We start from the raw sequence: 16541 nt of genomic DNA, 5'->3' as shown, positions 1-16541 counted from the left end.
GGTCCGCTTCACCACTGCTACAGATTTTGGATCGCCGCAGTCGTTGCGGCGGTCCTTGCCTTTGCACGTGTGCCTCGAACCGTATTGCTCGATCAACTGCGAGCGGTGCCGGAGGCGGACTCCAGCGCTTCGTAATGGTCCGTAATTTCCTTGCCGGTCGCGATCCAGACATCGCCTTTGTCGAGAACGTGCTTCAGGAAGTCACGGAGAATGTGCCAGCGCATCGGCCGACCGGAAACCTGAGGGTGAAGGACAAGCGTGGTAACGCCACCCCAGGCATGAGTTGCTTCGAATTCATCGATCCAGAGTGGCAGGACCGCCTCACGGCCGAACAACGTCCCCGGGCTAAGACGGCTTTTCATGCCGAAGTTCCAGTCGTCGAAAGCAAAGTTGACCGGGATTTCGACCGGACCGACCTCGCCGCCAGCGCCAGCATGACGATAGGGGAGGATGTCGTCGCGGAAGGAACTCGAATAACGAATGCCCGACTTTTTGAGATAGGCGAGCAATTCCGGAAAGTTTTCGCCCGACGGTGCACGGTAGCCAACCGGACGTACCCCAAGCGCGGTCTGCAACGCTTCAACCCCGCGATCAATTTCCTCGAATGCTTCATCGAGTTTCGTGCGATCCGGTAGTTTATGAAGGTAACCGTGATGACCAATTTCATGACCGGCCGCGACCATCGCTTCACACTGAGCAGGATGGGCAAGGGCCGTCCATCCCGGTGTGAAGAACGTACCCTTCAAGCCCAGTTCGTCCATGAGCTCGAGAATTTTTGCGATGCCAACCCGCGCGTCATATCCGCCGTGCGAGGTTGTCACCATTCTGTCGATGTTAGACGGATTATTGCCGATCCATGCGGTTTCGGCATCCACATCGAAGCCGATAAACAGAGCGCTCTTGGCGCCATTTGGCCAGATCATCTTTGGTGTCGGGGGAGCCGGGTTCAATGGGCGGGGAGAGAGGTCGAACGTCATGTTTCACGCTTTCATCGGAAGGTAGGGATGCTGTCGGCATTGCCGACCATAAGGGCTTCGATCAGGGAGCAGTCCTTGACATCTTCAAGTTCGCCAAGCGCGTTCCAAAGAGCGTTTCGATTTTCGCACGAAAGGCTCATGCCGGCCAGTTCGCGGAACTTTGCCTCGATCGCAGTCGATTGCATTGGCCGTTCGGCTGAGCCCGTGGCACGAGGCACCATCCGCTCTATCTCCACTCCATCACCGAACGTCAGCGTCACCAGGGGTTCTGCCATCGGAGCCATGCTGTCATCAATTTTGATGTTCATGCCGTCCATCAACGCATGGACGCCCGCATCGAGGCGATTTTCCTCAGTGTAGGCCTGAAGCCCAGCCGTCCCAAACACACAACGCGCTGCCAGCGCATAGGGCAGGCTCATCTGCGTCGGCGCCATCGCGCCCCCAACCTTTGCGCCACACATGTCTTTGAGCATTGCACTCATCCGCAGATCGATCCGTACGATCTCCGTGGCCTTGCGTCCCGTTTCGTTCAGGAGATCCTCAAGTGCGTCGATGGCCGAATGCGCGCCGCGGCAGGAAGCGTAGGGTTTCAGGACAGCGCGCCTGATTTTCCAGACATCGCCTAGACCTTCGGCCAGAAATCCTGGTTGGCAGGCCGACTTGTTGTACGCGTTGAAGAAGCCGCCCCAGACATCGTCGAAGACGCGGGATGGTCCGGCAAAGCCATTGGCTGCAAGTTGTGCTGCCAGCAAACCGCCTTCAGCTGCACGTCCAGCATGCAGTTTCTTCGCCTGAGATCCGTCGTGGATGAAGGCCCAGAGACCGGATGAGAAGCTGGTGGCGAGTGTGATGGCATCGCGTGTCGCGGCAGCATCGAGCCCGAACAGTCGAGCGCACGCGGCCGCAGCAGCTAGCGTGCCGCAGGTGCCGGTGGAGTGCCAGCCGAGACTGTTGTGCGCGTCATAGCCCCCGGTCGCTTCAAGTATACGGCGCCCAACATCGTAGCCCGCGACAACGGCAGTAATCATTTGCCTGCCACTGACAGGTTGGCCGATATGATGCAGCGCTGAAAACAGGGCAGGCATGACCACAGCGCCGGAATGGTCGCAACCGCCGGAATCGTCCAGCTCAAAGGCATGCGCGGCGCAGCCATTGAGAAGTGATGCGTCGCGAGCAGAGGCAGCTAGACCGGTTCCCCATAGCCGCACCGGACCATCTGGCCGAAGCGATTTGACTGCAATGGCAAACTCGCGCGATCGCGCCCCGGCCAAAGCCGCACCGAGCGTATCGGCAATGTGGACTTTAGCCTTGGCGACAACGTCGATGGGCAAGCTATCGTAATCGAGGGAAGAAACAAACTGGGCCAGCCTGTCGACCGGCGTGTCGGCGAGAGAACGGTTCATGGTAATGCTCGATTGAATGGAATTTTTCGGGCAAAAAAGGCAATGCCAAGGCTGCGCCCAACCGCTTGTATGCGGTCGGGCGTTTTTTCATTGATCTATGCTCGTCGATTACTTGACGGCTTCGCCGTTGATATAGAGGCCGTCAAGCAGGGTGCCTTCCAGGCCATGCTTGGCAAAGATTGCCTTGTATTCGCCAGATGCCATGAGAGCCTTGAAGGCAGCGGCGTAGGCATCGCGCAGCTCAGTATCTTTCTTGGGGAAGGCAATACCCTGGAACACTGCCGTGAAGGGTTCGCCGACGACAGCGTAGGTGTCCTTCTCGAGGTTGAGGAGATAAGGCAGCGTTTCCGATCCCTGTACGGCGCCATCCAGACGGCCTTGCTTAAGCTGTGCACGCGCGTCTGCCGAACCCTCGGTGCCAACCACCTTGATTGCCGCCATACCCTTGGCCTCACAATTGGCGGCGCTCCATTTTGCCGTTTCTTCCGGGAAGGACGTGCGGCGGCTCATGCCGACGGTTTTGCCGCAGAAATCGGTCGTGGTCTTGAACTCGTCCTTGCGCGAGGCGGAGGTGTAGAACTGCGCTCCGGACTTCATGTAGTCAACGAAATCGAGCGTATCGCGTCGTTTGGGCAAGTCGCTCATGCCGCTGTGGATCAGGTCGACACGACCCGTCTGGAGCGAGGACACCATCTGTTCAAAGCCAATGTCGGCCCATTCGACGCTGACGCCTAACTGCTTGGCAAGTGCCAGACCGAGATCAATGTCGACGCCCATCAGCGTGTTGGTAGCAGGGTCTTTATATTCCATTGGCGGGTAGTTGGGCTGGTTCGCGACGATAACCTTGCCGGCGGTTTTGATGCGCTCCGGCAGGCCTTCTGCCTGGGCGGCAGTCGAAGCCAGAATGACGGCGAGAGAGATATGAGCTTTTTTCACGTTGTTCCCCTTTGTTTTGAAACGTGGTTGGGTTGATAGGATTATCGCAAGGCGACGGTTTTGGCCGTTCCTGCTGGCATTAACTGTGAACGGCCTTGATGAATTCGGCAGTGCGCGGACTTTTCGGTGCTCCCAACACCTCGGCCGCAGGACCGACTTCGACCATCTTTCCGGCCTCCATGAAGGCAACGGTATTGGCGACGTTGCGGGCAAAGCCCAGTTCGTGGGTAACCACGATCATTGTCATGCCGCTCGCGGCAAGCGCCTTCATGACGTCAAGCACTTCGGACACCAGTTCCGGATCAAGTGCAGAGGTTGGTTCGTCAAAGAGGATCAAATCGGGTCGCATGCACATTGACCGCGCAATCGCGACACGTTGCTGCTGGCCGCCCGACAATTGTGAAGGATAATGATCGGCTTTATCCGACAGACCGACCCTGGCCAGTAGCTCAAGGGCACGGTTACGAACGTCTGCCACAGGCTCGCCCAGGACATGGACAGGGCCTTCCATGATGTTTTCAAGGGCGGTCTTGTGCGGAAAGAGGTTGAAGCGCTGGAAGACCATGCCGATGCGACGGCGTTGCCTGGAAATCTCGGCGTCGCTCACCTCATAGAGATTGTTGCCTTCACGGCGGTACCCGATCAATTCGTCTCCGACCCAGATCGCTCCAGAGTTCATTTTCTCAAGCTGATTGATGCATCGCAGAAAGGTACTTTTGCCTGATCCGGAAGGGCCGATGATGCAGCAGACCTCTCCTTTGGCAATTTCGAGACTGACCTGATCAAGCGCGGCGAAAGTGCCATACAGCTTGGTAACGTCGACTGCTTTTACAATAATGTTCTTGCTCATGACGGACCTCACATCGAAGCGCTGACAGCTTTGCTGCCACGGCCAAAATATCGTTCGATATAGTGCTGAACGACCGACAGGACGGAGACGACGGCGAGATACCAGAAGCTTGCAACCAGCAGCAATTCAAGCACACGGGTATTGGCGAAATAGATGATCTGAGCGTTGTGCAGGATCTCGGAGTACTGGATGACGCTGGCCAATGAAGTCAGTTTGACCATGCCTATCACCTCGTTGCCGATCGGCGGAACCATCACCCTCATGGCCTGAGGAAGGACGATGCGACGCAACATCATCATCTGCGTCATGCCGATGGAACGCGCAGCCTCATATTGCCCGCTGTCGACGGAAAGCAGCCCGCTACGCACAACTTCCGACGTATAGGCGCCTTGAGAAATGCCAAGCCCAAGCATGGCCGCAACGAAGGGCGTCATGATGTCGACGGTGCGGAACTCGAACAGGCCAGGAATGCCCATGGTCGGGAAGATCAGAGCCAGATTGAACCAGATCATGAGCTGAAGCAGCGCTGGCGCACCACGGAAAATCCAGACATATCCGACGGCGATCGAAGACAATACCGGATTGCCAGATACACGCATGATGGCAATGACAACACCAAGAACGATCCCCAGTGTCATGGCCGCAACCGTCATGAACAGAGTGTTTCTCAATCCATCGAGAATGGCGGGAGCGAAAAGGAAATCGCGAACATAGCTCCATTCGATCTGGCCGACGCTGAAAGCGCGGATGATTGCTGCGAGCACGAGGAGAACCACTGCGGCCGCTACCATGCGCCCGATGTGGCGCTTGGGAACGAGTGTCAGATGCGCAATCTCGTACTTTTGTTCAAGCGATGCTGGGTGGGTATCGGTGATGGTCATCGCGCACCTCTTTCACGCAGGCCCGTGGCATTGCTGCCGGGCAGGTTCAGTGTGCTGGTGGCGAACGTCTTCTTCGCGTCCAGTATGGTGGTGAAACGCTCGATCTGCTCGCGGACCCGAACCGGGGATGTCGAGCCATAGCCATGGCGGCTTGCAAGCGCGCCTTCCAACGTGATGGCTTCAAGAACGCCAGGGTTAAGCCGTTCATCGATGTGTGGGAGATCATCTGCTGTCAAACCGGCCAGATCGTGGCCACGTTCCTCGCAATAGCGGACTACAGCCCCGGTGATGTCGTGCGCCTGTGCGAAAGGCACGTTCTGGGACACGAGCCAATCAGCCACTTCGGTTGCGAGTGTGAAGCCCTTTGGTGCTTCTTCGCGTAGCTTTGCAACGTCGAACTCCAGTGTTTCAACCATGCCTGCAAAAGCAGGCAAGATAAGTTCGATAACATCGATGCTTTCGAACAAAGCTCGCTTGTCCTCTGCGAGATCACGGTTATAGGCCAGCGGCATGGCCTTCATCGTCGCCAGGAAACCGGCAATGTTGCCAATGAGGGTGCCGCTCATGCCACGCGTCAGTTCGGCAATGTCCGGGTTCTTCTTCTGCGGCATGATGGAGGAGCCGGTCGAATAGGAATCGTGCAACTTGACCCAGCTAAACTGCTTGGAGCTCCAGATGCAGATTTCTTCTGCGAGGCGAGAAAGGCTGACAGCGACCAGCGAGCAGATGAACAAGAACTCGGCGACATGATCGCGAGCGGAGACGGCGTCGATGGAGTTTTCGCAGGCTGCAGCGTAGCCAAGTTCGATGGCGGATAGATCCGGGCGGCAAGCGATGCCAGAGCCTGCTAGTGCCGCCGCACCGAGCGGTGAACGGTCAAAGCGCCGGTCGAAATCTTCAAAGCGCTCCAGGTCGCGCAACAGGCTTTGCGCATGTGCCATGAGGTGATGGCCAAGCACGACTGGCTGTGCCGGCTGCAAGTGGGTGAAACCAGGCATAACCGTTTCGGTGTGCTTTGTCGCTTGCAGAACGAGTGCTTCTTCGACTGCGACGACGCCGAGCGCCAGTTCGCGTGCCTTTCGGCGAAGATAAAGACGCGTGTTGTTGGACGTCTGGTCATTGCGCGAACGGCCAGCACGCAGCTTTCCTCCCAGCACGCCAAGGCGCTGCATCAAGAGGCGCTCGAGAAAGGTATGGATATCCTCATCGGAGGCGATAGGCTTTTCGTTTCCGCTGGCAACATCGGTTTCGATATGATCGAGCGTCTCGCGGATGGTGGTGAATTCCGCCTCGTCCAGCACGCCGGCGCGTTTCAGTTCCGAGGCATGTGCACGCGAACCAGCCAAATCTTCCCGGTAAAGCCGGAAATATGTGGGGTGCGAGCGAGAAAGATTGGCAAGTGCTTCCGAGGGGCCGGACTTGAATCGTCCACCCCAAAGCTGGGTCGGCTCCGACATGCTTTGTTCCCTTTTTTGTTTAATGTTGAGGCAACGCTCCCATGTGATGCCAATTCGGGCAAGCGAAGTTAATTCCTTGGCCTATGACAAAAACGACTAGCCAGTCATGTTTTTGGGGACTAGGCTGAAAGCGACTAACGGCGAGGTCAAAGTGTCCGGTCGCAAACAATTTCCATCGATGACGGCGTTGCAGGTTTTGCTCGCGGTGGCCGAACGCGGGTCAACGAGTGCTGCAGCTGAGCCGCTGGCTCTGTCTCAAAGTGCAGTCAGTAAGCAGTTGATCGGACTTGAAGATATAATTGGCGGCCCGGCTTTTTCACGAACGCCTAACGGCATGGTTCCGACCGAGTTGGGTGCCATCTACATTGACCATGCGCGCACGGCCATCAAGGCCATGGAGGATGCTGCACTGAAGGTCGCGCGCCTCAGACCCGGACCGCGTGTGCTTCGTCTTCAGGTGCCGCCGATTTTCGGTGATCGTTGGCTGTTGCCGCGCTTTGCGCAATTTACCGAGGCACATCCGGAAATCGAAGTGCAGTTCACCACCTTTGTCTCGAAGGCGCAGACCGAGGTGCCAGACGGAAGCGTGCGATTTGTCGTCTGCCCCGGTGCTGAAGAAGAAGGTGCCTATCTGTTCGGCAATGACGTCCGCCTGGTCAGTGCCGCCTCCTACTGGGAAAAGTTAGGTGACAATGGCACCATCGAAGCCGTTTCAAGAGGGGTGATGCTGGAGCATCCTCAGACCCCGTTTCACTGGCCTTTTTTTGCCGAGGCGAATGACAGAAAGGGCCTTGAAATCCGCCACACCATGCGTTTCGGTTATTACACCATGGTCATCCGCGCAGCACTTGCGGGGCAGGGCATGGCGCTGATCCCGCACGGTCTGATCGTCGACGACCTTGCTGCCGGGCGTCTCGTCAATCCCGGCGGAATGGGATACCGGAGCGACCTCGGATATTGGTTCACCAAGCCTGGCAATATTCCGACCAGCCAGTCCATGCGCCTTTTCGAGCAATGGCTCTATGAAGAAGCCCGGACGACGAGAGACTAGTTCAGTTCGCCAGCCGTTTCAGCGCCTCTCCGTCGAGACGATAGAAGATCTTCTCCGGTTTCTGCGTGCCGCCAATGTTGTCATAGAAGCGCAACAAGCGGTCGTCATTCGCATCTGCCGTCCAATCGATCCGCGAAAGCCCGCGCTCCACGGCAAGCTGTGCCAAGTGCGCGAGCAATTTTTGACCGAGGCCCCGGCTTCGGTAGCGCTGCCGGACATAAAGTTCTTTCAGGAAAAGACCGGGTTGCAGATAAGGGCCGGGGTAGAGTGCGCTAAAGGCAGCAAAGCCAAGGATCGTGCCCTGTTCGGTGATGATAATGATCTCGGACGCGTCGGGCCGTTCCTTCAATCCGTTCAGAATGTTTTCGCGGGTGGGGCAGGGCACGTCGTAGTGCGCCTGCATTTCTTCCAGCAGTTCGGCAAACTCACCGAGCAGTTCGGAATGCTGTTCCAGCCTTTGGATGAGGTAAGCCATTCTTTTTTCTCCCGGCGATCATCGACCTCCATTAACGACATGGCGCCGGTCATCCGCAACTATTTCGGATGAGACGGCGATGATATGGCCAAAGGCAGCGCCGTGACGAGCACCGGCACGACAAGTGCCGACCACGCCAGGCCATAGCCAGAATGGTCGACGAGAAGTCCGAAGACATAGGGGCCTAGTGCCATGACCGCCAAACAGATCGTGGAGGCGAAGGCAACGGTAGATGCGATCGAACCTTTCGGTGCACTCTCCGCGATTTCAAGAAGGTAGAGCGGAAACCAGCCGATTCCAAAAATACCGAGGCCAACAAGAACGAGTAGAATGACTGGTGTGGGAGTTCCCAAGGGTAAAGCCGCAAGCGTCGCGGCAGCGCTTGCGGCAATCACGGACACGCGGCCGAAGGATTGGCTGCGACGCCCGGGCCGGAAGCTATCGCTAATCCACGGTAACAGGATGCGACCGGGAATTCCGACAAGCTGCGTTGCGGCAAACATGGATGAGGCTGCGAAAAGCCCAAGCCCCAAACCATCTGCGAGAAAGCCGATGATGTGTGCCGTTAAGGTAAACTGGAATGCGGACATGGCGATGCCTAGGCGCAGTGCAGGCCAGAAGTTCCTGTTTTGCCCGACGGTGCGAACGAGTTGCGACAGTGGAAGTGGCCGCTCGGTTTTGGCGGCGAGATCGCCTCCTTCACGGTATAATCCCAAGAAAAGTGCGGCGCCGGCTAAGGAAACAGCGGCGCTGAGCCAAGCCGCAGCATGCCAGCCATGCTGAACTGCGATGAGGGGAAGAAGAGCTGCTGCGATCATCGTTCCAAAAGGAACAGCTGCCTGTCTGAAGCCCGTGGCTATGCCGCGTTTTGCCGGTGGAAACCAGCGCATGATCGCACGTGTACCGCCTGGCTGCACCGCAGCGTAGGTGCCACCCAAAAATGCCATGCAGAGGAAAAGTGCCAGCAGGCTGTCTGCGAATGTCGCAGCGCAGGCCATAGCGATTGCCATGCCGAGCATTGCAATGCCGACGATGCGACGTTCACCGTGACTGTCAATGGCGCGACCAAGCATGAACATTGTTGCTATCTGGACGCCGTTCATGACGGTTACAGCCAGTGCGGCTGATGCGAGAGAGACGCCGAACGCTTCGCGCCAGAAGGGCACAAGGATGTAAATCCCTTGCGAAACAAAGGAGCCTGCAGTTTGAGTGCCTACCGCCACTGCAAGGACTGCCCAAATTCGAGGAACGACGGGAACTGCGGATGTGGGGGAGGGCGGTGAAATTTGTGATGACACGAGAAAATCCTATCGAGAGTTCTCGTCGGAATAGCGCTCTATTATTGTCTGCAGAATTAGGGGCTTGCGCATTTCAGCGATAACAGTTTGTTATAAATGTATGCGCTCCCTTGATCTCGAAGCCGTCGAGGCTTTTCTTCTCGTCGCCGAATTGCAGTCATTCACTCGGGTTGCTGGAGTGATGAGCACGACGCAAGCCGCCATATCCCTGCGCTTGCGCAGGCTCGAAGACATGCTGGGGCATCGTCTTGTCGAACGAACACCGCGTCGAGTCCGTTTGACGGCGGCAGGTGAGCGTTTACTGGAGCCGGCACGTGCTTATGTTGCTGCGGGCCGTCGCGCCCTTGATGTTTTTGGTAAAGAGCCAACGCGTCTTGCGATTGGTGTCACGCATCACTTGATCGGTGCCGATCTGCCCCGCATCCTTCGTGTTGTGAGTGAACGGGAGACGAGCGTAACGCTTCATCTTCGAACCGCCGGCACAAGAACGCTGCTCGAACTTTACGATTCCGGCGAGCTCGACGCGATCGTCGTGTTACGGCACGACGATATCCGTCGCGACGGTGAGACCTTGTTTCAGGAAAACTTCAACTGGTACTGCAGCGTGGACTTCAGTCTGCCTCCGGACGCCCCTGTACCTCTCGTGCTTCAACCGGAACCCTGCAATCTGCGCGCCATGGCGCTTCGATCTCTGGAGAGCGAGAATATTGCCTGGCGTGAGGTCTTTGTAGGGACTGGAGCAACGGCTGTGGGGGCGGCGGCTGAAGCTGGGATCGGCGTTGCACTTCTGGCGCAGAGCGCAGCACCTGCCGGGGTGCGGGAGATCAACGGCACTCTTCTACCAGAGCTTCCAACGTTGGATGTCGTGATGATTTCTGCGGTGACGGGGGATCACGCCAACGCTGTACTTCGACGGATAACACGCGCTTTTCAGTCATCGTGAAGCAGCAATGATGGCTCAACGTTTTCCGGTTGAGGCGACAGCTTTGTCGACACCACCATCCCGCTCCAGCTCTTCCATCAAAAGAGCGAGAAGGCCCGGGAACCGGGCGTCAATGTCGTCACGACGAAGCGAGGACGCGCGACGGTTACCGTAGTCGATCTGGCTGATCAAACCCGCTTCGCGAAGAATTTTGAAGTGGTGGGTCAGCGACGCTTTGGCGACCGGAAAGCCGAACGATGCGCAGTTGCGCTCAGTGCAATCCGGGAGCGTCGCCAGAATGGCAATCACCGTGCGACGCAAGGGATCGGACAGGGTGGAAAACACGACGCTGAGGTCGATTTCATCACGCGTGGGCTGGGGAAGAATTTCTGGCATACTGTAAATTACGAGGATTGGCTGCCTGGTGCAAGTCTAAGGTATGGCTTGACGCATACCCGCTTGCATCCTAGGTATGGCCTATCCCATACCAAAGGTGACCTCATGCCCCAACCCCAACTTTTTACACCCTTCAAGATCCGTAACCTCGAACTCGAGAACCGTATAACCATTGCTCCTATGTGCACCTACTCGGCCGTCGACGGTTGCATGACGGATTGGCACCTTATTCATCTTGGGCAGCTTGCCCTTTCCGGCGCTGGTTTGCTGACGATCGAGGCGACAGCAGTTGTCCCTGAAGGGCGCATCAGCTACGCCGACGTCGGCTTGTACGATGACGCAACTGAAGATGCGATGCGCAGAACACTCGAAGGCGTCAGGAAGTGGTCGAACATCCCGATTGCTATCCAACTTGCTCATGCCGGACGAAAAGCATCGACGGATCTACCTTGGCAGGGTGGTGGGCAGATTGCGCCAGACCACAAGAATGGTTGGCAAACCGAGGGGCCGTCGCCTGTCGCATTCAAATCGACCGACAATGCGCCGACCGAACTCAGCCGCGAGCGCATGAACGCGATCCGCGACGCTTTCGCAGAAGCTGCCGTCCGTGCCGCGCGTATCGGCATCGATGCTGTACAGATACACGCCGCGCATGGTTATCTGCTCCATTCGTTCCTGTCGCCGCTCGCCAATCAGCGAACGGATGAATACGGTGGAAGCCTCGAAAACCGGATGCGCTTTCCGTTGGAAGTCTTCGATGCGGTGCGCGCTGCCTTCCCAGCAGACAAGACTGTCTCTGTCCGTGTTTCAGCGACGGATTGGCACGATGGTGGCTGGAATCTCGAGGAAACCGTTGAGTTTGCCAAAGCACTCGAGCTTCGCGGCTGCGATGCGATCAATGTCTCGACTGGCGGCCTGCATGTCGAGCAAAAGATCCCTGTTTCTCCTAGCTACCAGGTGCCGTTCGCGCGCGTTGTGAAGGCTGCCGTAAAGATGCCGGTCGTTGCTGTCGGATTGATCACCGAGCCATCTCAGGCGGAAGGTATTGTTGCGACGGGAGATGCCGATCTGATCGGTCTGGCCCGCACGATTCTCTATGATCCACGTTGGCCATGGCATGCTGCCGCAGCGCTCGGTGGCGAAGTTTCCGCCGCTCCTCAATATCACCGCAGTCAGCCGGCGACCTTGAAAACCCTGTTCAAGGCCCTCTAAAATCAGGCATACCCCGACGCTTAAGTCGGGGTATGCTTTCAACCCTTAGCGGGTATCGCCAAAGATCCCGCTTACGCTGGATCGATTTTCAGATGTTCCATGAGGATCTGGGCTGCAAGAGCATGATCTTCTTCCCCGGTCAGACCTGAGATCGTCAGGCTTCCGATAATTCCGGCGTTCTGAACGACAATCGGGAAGCCACCGCCTGCCATGACGTAGTCGGCGATATCGGCACCGGTCTTCGGTGAAAACTCACCTTCGCGACCCTGCTCGAGCACGATGCGATAGGTTGACTTCAGGAACCGGCGCACCGTGTTTGCCTTGCGTCTCACCCATTCGCTGTTGTTTGAGGAGGCGCCTGGGCGCGACAGATAGACAATCTGACGGTCGAACGTTCTGATATCGATGGCAATTGGCAGTTGCCGCTCGGTGGCAATTCTCCAGCCGATTGTTCCAAGCTCGAACGCGATATCTTCATCAAACTTCGGCAGGACAAGTCTGCGTTCCTGCTCCAGGACGGTCTTCAAATCACTCATCATGTTCTCGTTTTTGCTAAGGAAACCCGATCTTCCGTGCGTGACGTTATCGTCTCGGAACGCGGATATCAATTCGTCAGGAAGCGTCCGGGCTTAGTCCAAACCGATCTCGCAGATGCCCGTCAGAGCCGAACAGTTTCTCGTGATGTCGAAGCGTTAGCCATTGCGCTGTCGGTGGTACTGGTAGTATTCGAACATCTTGTTTTTCTGATCTTGCGACGGCTTCGACACATCAGCTCGATCTTCCCTATCTCACATTAACCGACCACAGCCAAAGCATCTGCCCATGTTATTCTCAAAGCATTCCATTTTTCATCGTCTAGGATGCGGCTTACCTGGCAGCCCGGATATGCCGGGAAAACAGCCGACGAAGCGAATGTTCAAAGGCGCTTTGCTTGTTGCCTCTTGCCTGGCGAGCGTGCCGGCCAGTGCAACGCCGGTGCTGGTTGTGGATGTCGCAAGTCGTGATGTGCTTTATCAGGAGGATGCCGGCGTGCCTTGGTATCCGGCCTCGACAACCAAAATGATGACGGCTCTGCTGACCTTCGAGGCTCTTCATGCAAATGTCGTGAGCCTGAAGACGCCTGTTGTGATGTCGCGTAACGCGACGAAACAGGCGTTTTTGGAGTCCGGCCTCACATTTGGCCGAACGATGACGATCGAGGATGCGCTTTATGCGACGATTACCGCGTCTGCAAATGACGTGGCGGTCGCTTTGGCCGAAACCGTTGCATCCAGCGAACCAACATTCGTTGCCCGCATGAACGAGAGGGCCGCGCAGCTTGGGATGACTGGAACGCATTTCGCCAGTCCGAACGGTCTTTTCAGCCGGCAGAATTATTCAACGGCCCGTGATCTTGCGATCCTTGGTATGGAAATTGATCGGCTGTTTCCCGAGTACCGCCATTTCTTCCAGGCCACGGCAGTGACCATCGACGGCAAGGAGATCAAGTCGAACAATTTGCTCCTGAGCCGCTACCCCGGCACGATTGGAATGAAAACCGGTTTTCTCTGTGCGTCGGGGAGAAACTATGTCGGCCTTGCCACGCGCAATGGCAAGCAGGTTATGGTCGTCGTGCTCGGTGCGACCACGGAAAGAGAACGCAATGAGCGTTCCGCGCAGTACCTCACTCAGGCCTTCGACGGGCAATTGGCGGCACGGGCGGAGCGCGTGGATGACATTCCAAACAGGCCGGAGGTCGCGCCGGAAGATATGCGGATACGTCTCTGTACCAACCAGAGCGCGGCTTATGAGACCAGCCGCGAAGCACTTTACCCAATGGGGTTGCCCGGCCACGAAACCTATTTGGAAGGTGAGGGGCCAAGCCAGGTCTACGCCATCCGCACATGGGCCAGCGAAACCGTTGAGAGTGTGCCGTTACCTGCTCCGCGCCCCGTCACGCAGTGACGTAAGCCTATTGCCAGAAGAGAGAAGACCAGCGCCCGCAAGTCATTTGGCAGGCGCTGGTCATAGATCATTGAAGCTTACTTCAGCCGGTCAGCAAGTTTCTCGATCGCCTTCGTAGCGCAAGCCTCATCGAGTTGACCGCCGGGCGCGCCACCAACGCCGATTGCACCGATGGTGTCTTTTCCGATCTTGAGCGGAACGCCTCCTGCCAGGACCAGGAAGCCCGGAATGTCGACGAGACCGGCAGCTGCGGGGTTTTTCGAAACGGTTTCGGCCATCCCGCTGGTTGGATTGCGTGAGGATGCCGATGTGTATGCCTTGGCCGTGGCGGCATTTGCCGTGTGGGCACCAGCGTTTTCAGCGCGAACCAGTGCCAGCAGGATGCCAGCCCGGTCGGTGACGGCTGCTGCAACATTGTAACCTTCGGCAGAGCACGCGGCGACTGCTGCGTTCGCCAGTTCGACTGCCGCAGCCGTGCCAAGGCTCGTCTGCTTGACGGTGTCTTGCGCGAAGGCGGAGCTAGCGAAAGCAGTTGAAAGTGCGATCGAAAGCAGAACGTTTTTCATATCCGTGGGTCTCCAGTTGCTGGTGTTGCTGGAGACACATTTAGCCAAAGAGAGACATTGCCAAAATTCGCAGAGACACTGACCTCTATCGGTAGAATTACCGATTAAGCGCAAGCCAGATACGCGTCTGCTCGGCAACGGCAGGCGTTCCAAGTTTCAGCGCAATATTTGCCCGGTGGCTGTCCACGGTACGGATCGATACACCGAGCGCGGCCGCGATCTCTTTGCTGCCGAAACCTTTTGTGACAAGGTCGATGACTTCGCGTTCGCGGCTGGTGAGTTGTTCCAGCAGCTTGCCCGTTTCGTGCTGCGCCATCAATTCTGACAGCTTGGCTTCGCATGATGTGATCGCGTCAATCAGTACATGTTCGTCCACCGGCTTCACCAGAAAATCCATGACGCCTGCCTTGAAAGCGCGACGACAGGCTTCGATATCGCCGTGCCCGGTGATCATGATCGCCGGCCAATCTATATCCATCTCGGACAGTTTTTTCAGAAGCTGAAGTCCGCTGGTTGCTGGCATGCGCAGATCCAGAATGAGGACACCTGGCTTTGTTTTGTCCAGATGGGCAAGAAGATGGGCGGCATCGGAAAAAGCGGTCACCTCTTTGCCGTAGGTGGCGAGAAGCAGAGAAAGGGCTTCGCGAACGGAGGCATCATCATCGACGACGTAGATCATTCGGCGCTCCCCAATGGTATGCGGATCGTAAAACAGGCGCCATCATCATTGTGTGCTTCAAGCGTGCCGTTCATTTTTTCGATTAGGCGTGCGCAAAGCGGCAGGCCAAGACCCATCCCGTCTTTCTTCGTCGTGAAGAATGGTTCGAATATGCGCTCGATCAAGGCAGGGTCCAAGCCCGGACCGTTGTCGCGGACAGTGATGATCACTTCCTTTCCTTGAGGTTCAGCCGAAATTCTGATGTGCGGGGCCGGGCGGTTGACCAGCGCGTCAACAGCATTGCGGATCAGATTGTGGATCACCTGCTGGAAGGAAATGACGTCGATGGCGATAAGACATGGCTTCTCGGAAATCGACGTTTCCAGAACGATGCCCCTTTGTGCAATGTCGCTCTCCACCAGACGCAGTGCACCAGTCAGCGCGTCAGTCAAGGACACATTCTCGATCTTTGCATCAGCTCCGGAAATATAGGCCCGCATACGGCCGAGAATGTCTCCTGCTCGTTTGGCTTCTCGGACATTGGCATCAAGCGCCTGTTCGAGAATGTCTGTGCGGTTGATCGTGATCGCGCGGCGCGCTGCCTGGCTTTGCGCGAGCATTGCAGCCACAGGCTGGGCCAGTTCATGTGCAATACCTGACGCCATTTCACCGAGCGCGTTTACCCGCCCAGCATGAGCAAGCTGCGTTTCTTGTTCAAGCAGGGCCGCGCGTTGTTCCTGACGTCGTCGCTCGTTGCTGGCATGGCGATACTGTCGAACAAGCCAGAGTGCTCCAGCCAGAAGAGCGAGAACCGGTATCAGAACTAGTGGAGGCAACAGCTCTTTCGGTCCGAAAACGCGACTGACGGTGAGCTTCAGAGGTTGTCCGGCATTGGAGGACGAAAGCGCTTCGGTTGCCGAGGTGATGGCAGGTGCGCTCGTTGGGCGCGTGAAAAGCACACTGTCGCCGAGAGACAGGCCTACAGAATACTCCGGTGGCATCTGCTCGATTGCCAGCAATCGGGTTGCGTCGATCCTCAGCCGCAGCAGCCGATTGAACTCAACCAGCTTGTAGATGTCATAGGCGTGCGCGCCCGGGATTGCGCGAACCATTGTGTCACCAGGCCTTTGTGGCAGGAGCAAACCTTCTGTGGGTTCGGAGGAGACAAGTGGACCTGTCGCTGCGCCATAGGTGACCACGCGCGAGACCGGGCCTTCGATCCTGATCGTGGCGATGTTCGTAATGCGTGAATAAAACATGCTTACGGATTGCGCGAGCCCCTGCACGCTTTCTGCAGGTTCATCGTTCGACATGCGGACGACTGCCGCAAGCGCCGTCAGGTGTGCGTCGTGCTGCGCCAGTTTTTCTGCCAGCAGGACATCAGTCTGCCGGGTCGTGGCGGCAAGTTCCGACAATCCCGTGTTGTATCGGACGACCGCGACCGCGCCGATGGCGATCAAAGTCGTGACGAGGAATGTGGCCCAAAATCCTAGTGTGGCTGCTCGCAAAATGATC

General features: G+C 57.1%; 17 protein-coding genes. 4 read left to right on the top strand and 13 right to left on the bottom strand.

Annotated features, from left to right (window positions below):
• Positions 1-92 precede the first annotated feature (92 nt).
• The 6 genes from FY156_19370 to argH all read right to left on the bottom strand — a co-directional run bounded on the left by FY156_19370 (position 93) and on the right by argH (position 6504).
• Positions 93-977: a polysaccharide deacetylase gene (locus FY156_19370; protein UXS03714.1), complete on the bottom strand. Its 885-nt coding sequence runs from the start codon at positions 975-977 to the stop codon at positions 93-95.
• Between the two features lie 11 nt (positions 978-988).
• Positions 989-2380 (bottom strand): MmgE/PrpD family protein, encoded by a 1392-nt coding sequence (locus FY156_19365; protein UXS03713.1) that lies wholly within the window; start codon positions 2378-2380, stop codon positions 989-991.
• A 108-nt stretch (positions 2381-2488) separates the two neighbouring features.
• On the bottom strand, positions 2489-3316 hold the full coding sequence (locus tag FY156_19360; GenBank protein ID UXS03712.1) for an ABC transporter substrate-binding protein: 828 nt from the start codon (positions 3314-3316) through the stop codon (positions 2489-2491).
• Positions 3317-3395: 79 nt separating this feature from the next.
• The gene (locus FY156_19355; protein UXS03711.1) at positions 3396-4166 is read right to left on the bottom strand and encodes an amino acid ABC transporter ATP-binding protein; all 771 of its coding nucleotides are present in this window, start codon (positions 4164-4166) and stop codon (positions 3396-3398) included.
• A gap of 8 nt (positions 4167-4174) precedes the next feature.
• Positions 4175-5047: an amino acid ABC transporter permease gene (locus tag FY156_19350; GenBank protein ID UXS03710.1), complete on the bottom strand. Its 873-nt coding sequence runs from the start codon at positions 5045-5047 to the stop codon at positions 4175-4177.
• Positions 5044-6504: an argininosuccinate lyase gene (gene argH / locus FY156_19345; GenBank protein ID UXS03709.1), complete on the bottom strand. Its 1461-nt coding sequence runs from the start codon at positions 6502-6504 to the stop codon at positions 5044-5046. The genes FY156_19350 and argH overlap by 4 nt, the downstream gene beginning before the upstream one ends.
• Before the next feature lie 151 nt (positions 6505-6655).
• Here argH and FY156_19340 point away from each other — a divergent pair, with 151 nt between their 5' ends.
• Complete coding sequence (locus FY156_19340) at positions 6656-7555, top strand: LysR family transcriptional regulator (GenBank protein ID UXS03708.1); 900 nt, start codon at positions 6656-6658, stop codon at positions 7553-7555.
• A gap of 1 nt (position 7556) precedes the next feature.
• On the opposite strand, the gene FY156_19335 is transcribed toward FY156_19340, so the two are convergent.
• Positions 7557-7958: a GNAT family N-acetyltransferase gene (locus tag FY156_19335; GenBank protein UXS05151.1), complete on the bottom strand. Its 402-nt coding sequence runs from the start codon at positions 7956-7958 to the stop codon at positions 7557-7559.
• A 131-nt stretch (positions 7959-8089) separates the two neighbouring features.
• Complete coding sequence (locus FY156_19330; protein UXS03707.1) at positions 8090-9328, bottom strand: MFS transporter; 1239 nt, start codon at positions 9326-9328, stop codon at positions 8090-8092.
• Between the two features lie 100 nt (positions 9329-9428).
• Between FY156_19330 and FY156_19325 the strand changes: the two genes are divergently transcribed.
• Positions 9429-10271: a LysR family transcriptional regulator gene (locus FY156_19325; GenBank protein ID UXS03706.1), complete on the top strand. Its 843-nt coding sequence runs from the start codon at positions 9429-9431 to the stop codon at positions 10269-10271.
• Positions 10272-10286: 15 nt separating this feature from the next.
• Here FY156_19325 and FY156_19320 read toward each other — a convergent pair whose 3' ends face one another.
• On the bottom strand, positions 10287-10646 hold the full coding sequence (locus tag FY156_19320; protein ID UXS03705.1) for a helix-turn-helix transcriptional regulator: 360 nt from the start codon (positions 10644-10646) through the stop codon (positions 10287-10289).
• Between the two features lie 105 nt (positions 10647-10751).
• On the opposite strand from FY156_19320, the gene FY156_19315 reads away from it, so the two are divergent.
• Positions 10752-11858, top strand: a complete 1107-nt coding sequence (locus FY156_19315) for an NADH:flavin oxidoreductase/NADH oxidase (GenBank protein ID UXS03704.1) — start codon at positions 10752-10754, stop codon at positions 11856-11858.
• A 71-nt stretch (positions 11859-11929) separates the two neighbouring features.
• On the opposite strand, the gene FY156_19310 is transcribed toward FY156_19315, so the two are convergent.
• On the bottom strand, positions 11930-12394 hold the full coding sequence (locus FY156_19310) for a heme-degrading domain-containing protein (protein ID UXS03703.1): 465 nt from the start codon (positions 12392-12394) through the stop codon (positions 11930-11932).
• Positions 12395-12743: 349 nt separating this feature from the next.
• On the opposite strand from FY156_19310, the gene FY156_19305 reads away from it, so the two are divergent.
• Positions 12744-13802, top strand: a complete 1059-nt coding sequence (locus tag FY156_19305) for a D-alanyl-D-alanine carboxypeptidase (GenBank protein ID UXS03702.1) — start codon at positions 12744-12746, stop codon at positions 13800-13802.
• Between the two features lie 77 nt (positions 13803-13879).
• Here the strand turns inward: FY156_19305 and FY156_19300 are convergent, their stop codons facing one another.
• The 3 genes from FY156_19300 to FY156_19290 form a co-directional block, all read right to left on the bottom strand.
• On the bottom strand, positions 13880-14368 hold the full coding sequence (locus FY156_19300) for a heme-binding protein (protein ID UXS03701.1): 489 nt from the start codon (positions 14366-14368) through the stop codon (positions 13880-13882).
• Between the two features lie 97 nt (positions 14369-14465).
• Positions 14466-15047 carry a response regulator transcription factor gene (locus tag FY156_19295; protein ID UXS03700.1) on the bottom strand — a complete coding sequence of 194 codons (582 nt, stop codon included), beginning with the start codon at positions 15045-15047 and terminating at the stop codon, positions 14466-14468.
• Entirely contained in the window at positions 15044-16534 is a 1491-nt protein-coding gene (locus tag FY156_19290) for a GHKL domain-containing protein (protein ID UXS03699.1), read from the bottom strand. The genes FY156_19295 and FY156_19290 overlap by 4 nt, the downstream gene beginning before the upstream one ends.
• Between the last annotated feature and the right edge of the window lie 7 nt (positions 16535-16541).

It is taken from the genome of Agrobacterium tumefaciens, from assembly GCA_025559845.1.
Taxonomy (GTDB): Bacteria; Pseudomonadota; Alphaproteobacteria; order Rhizobiales; family Rhizobiaceae; genus Agrobacterium.
The sequence above is the reverse complement of the archived record's forward strand: the minus strand, read 5'-3'. Positions and strand labels throughout refer to the sequence as shown.

What these genes read in the sequence shown, in the direction of transcription:
- FY156_19300 (UXS03701.1), bottom strand. Translation starts at nt 14,368, where the DNA reads ATGAAAAACGTTCTGCTTTCGATCGCACTTTCAACTGCTTTCGCTAGC.
- FY156_19335 (UXS05151.1), bottom strand. Translation starts at nt 7,958, where the DNA reads ATGCAGGCGCACTACGACGTGCCCTGCCCCACCCGCGAAAACATTCTG.
- FY156_19305 (UXS03702.1), top strand. Translation starts at nt 12,744, where the DNA reads ATGCCGGGAAAACAGCCGACGAAGCGAATGTTCAAAGGCGCTTTGCTT.
- FY156_19370 (UXS03714.1), bottom strand. Translation starts at nt 977, where the DNA reads ATGACGTTCGACCTCTCTCCCCGCCCATTGAACCCGGCTCCCCCGACA.
- FY156_19320 (UXS03705.1), bottom strand. Translation starts at nt 10,646, where the DNA reads ATGCCAGAAATTCTTCCCCAGCCCACGCGTGATGAAATCGACCTCAGC.
- FY156_19355 (UXS03711.1), bottom strand. Translation starts at nt 4,166, where the DNA reads ATGAGCAAGAACATTATTGTAAAAGCAGTCGACGTTACCAAGCTGTAT.
- FY156_19315 (UXS03704.1), top strand. Translation starts at nt 10,752, where the DNA reads ATGCCCCAACCCCAACTTTTTACACCCTTCAAGATCCGTAACCTCGAA.
- FY156_19310 (UXS03703.1), bottom strand. Translation starts at nt 12,394, where the DNA reads ATGAGTGATTTGAAGACCGTCCTGGAGCAGGAACGCAGACTTGTCCTG.
- argH (UXS03709.1), bottom strand. Translation starts at nt 6,504, where the DNA reads ATGTCGGAGCCGACCCAGCTTTGGGGTGGACGATTCAAGTCCGGCCCC.
- FY156_19295 (UXS03700.1), bottom strand. Translation starts at nt 15,047, where the DNA reads ATGATCTACGTCGTCGATGATGATGCCTCCGTTCGCGAAGCCCTTTCT.
- FY156_19350 (UXS03710.1), bottom strand. Translation starts at nt 5,047, where the DNA reads ATGACCATCACCGATACCCACCCAGCATCGCTTGAACAAAAGTACGAG.
- FY156_19325 (UXS03706.1), top strand. Translation starts at nt 9,429, where the DNA reads ATGCGCTCCCTTGATCTCGAAGCCGTCGAGGCTTTTCTTCTCGTCGCC.
- FY156_19365 (UXS03713.1), bottom strand. Translation starts at nt 2,380, where the DNA reads ATGAACCGTTCTCTCGCCGACACGCCGGTCGACAGGCTGGCCCAGTTT.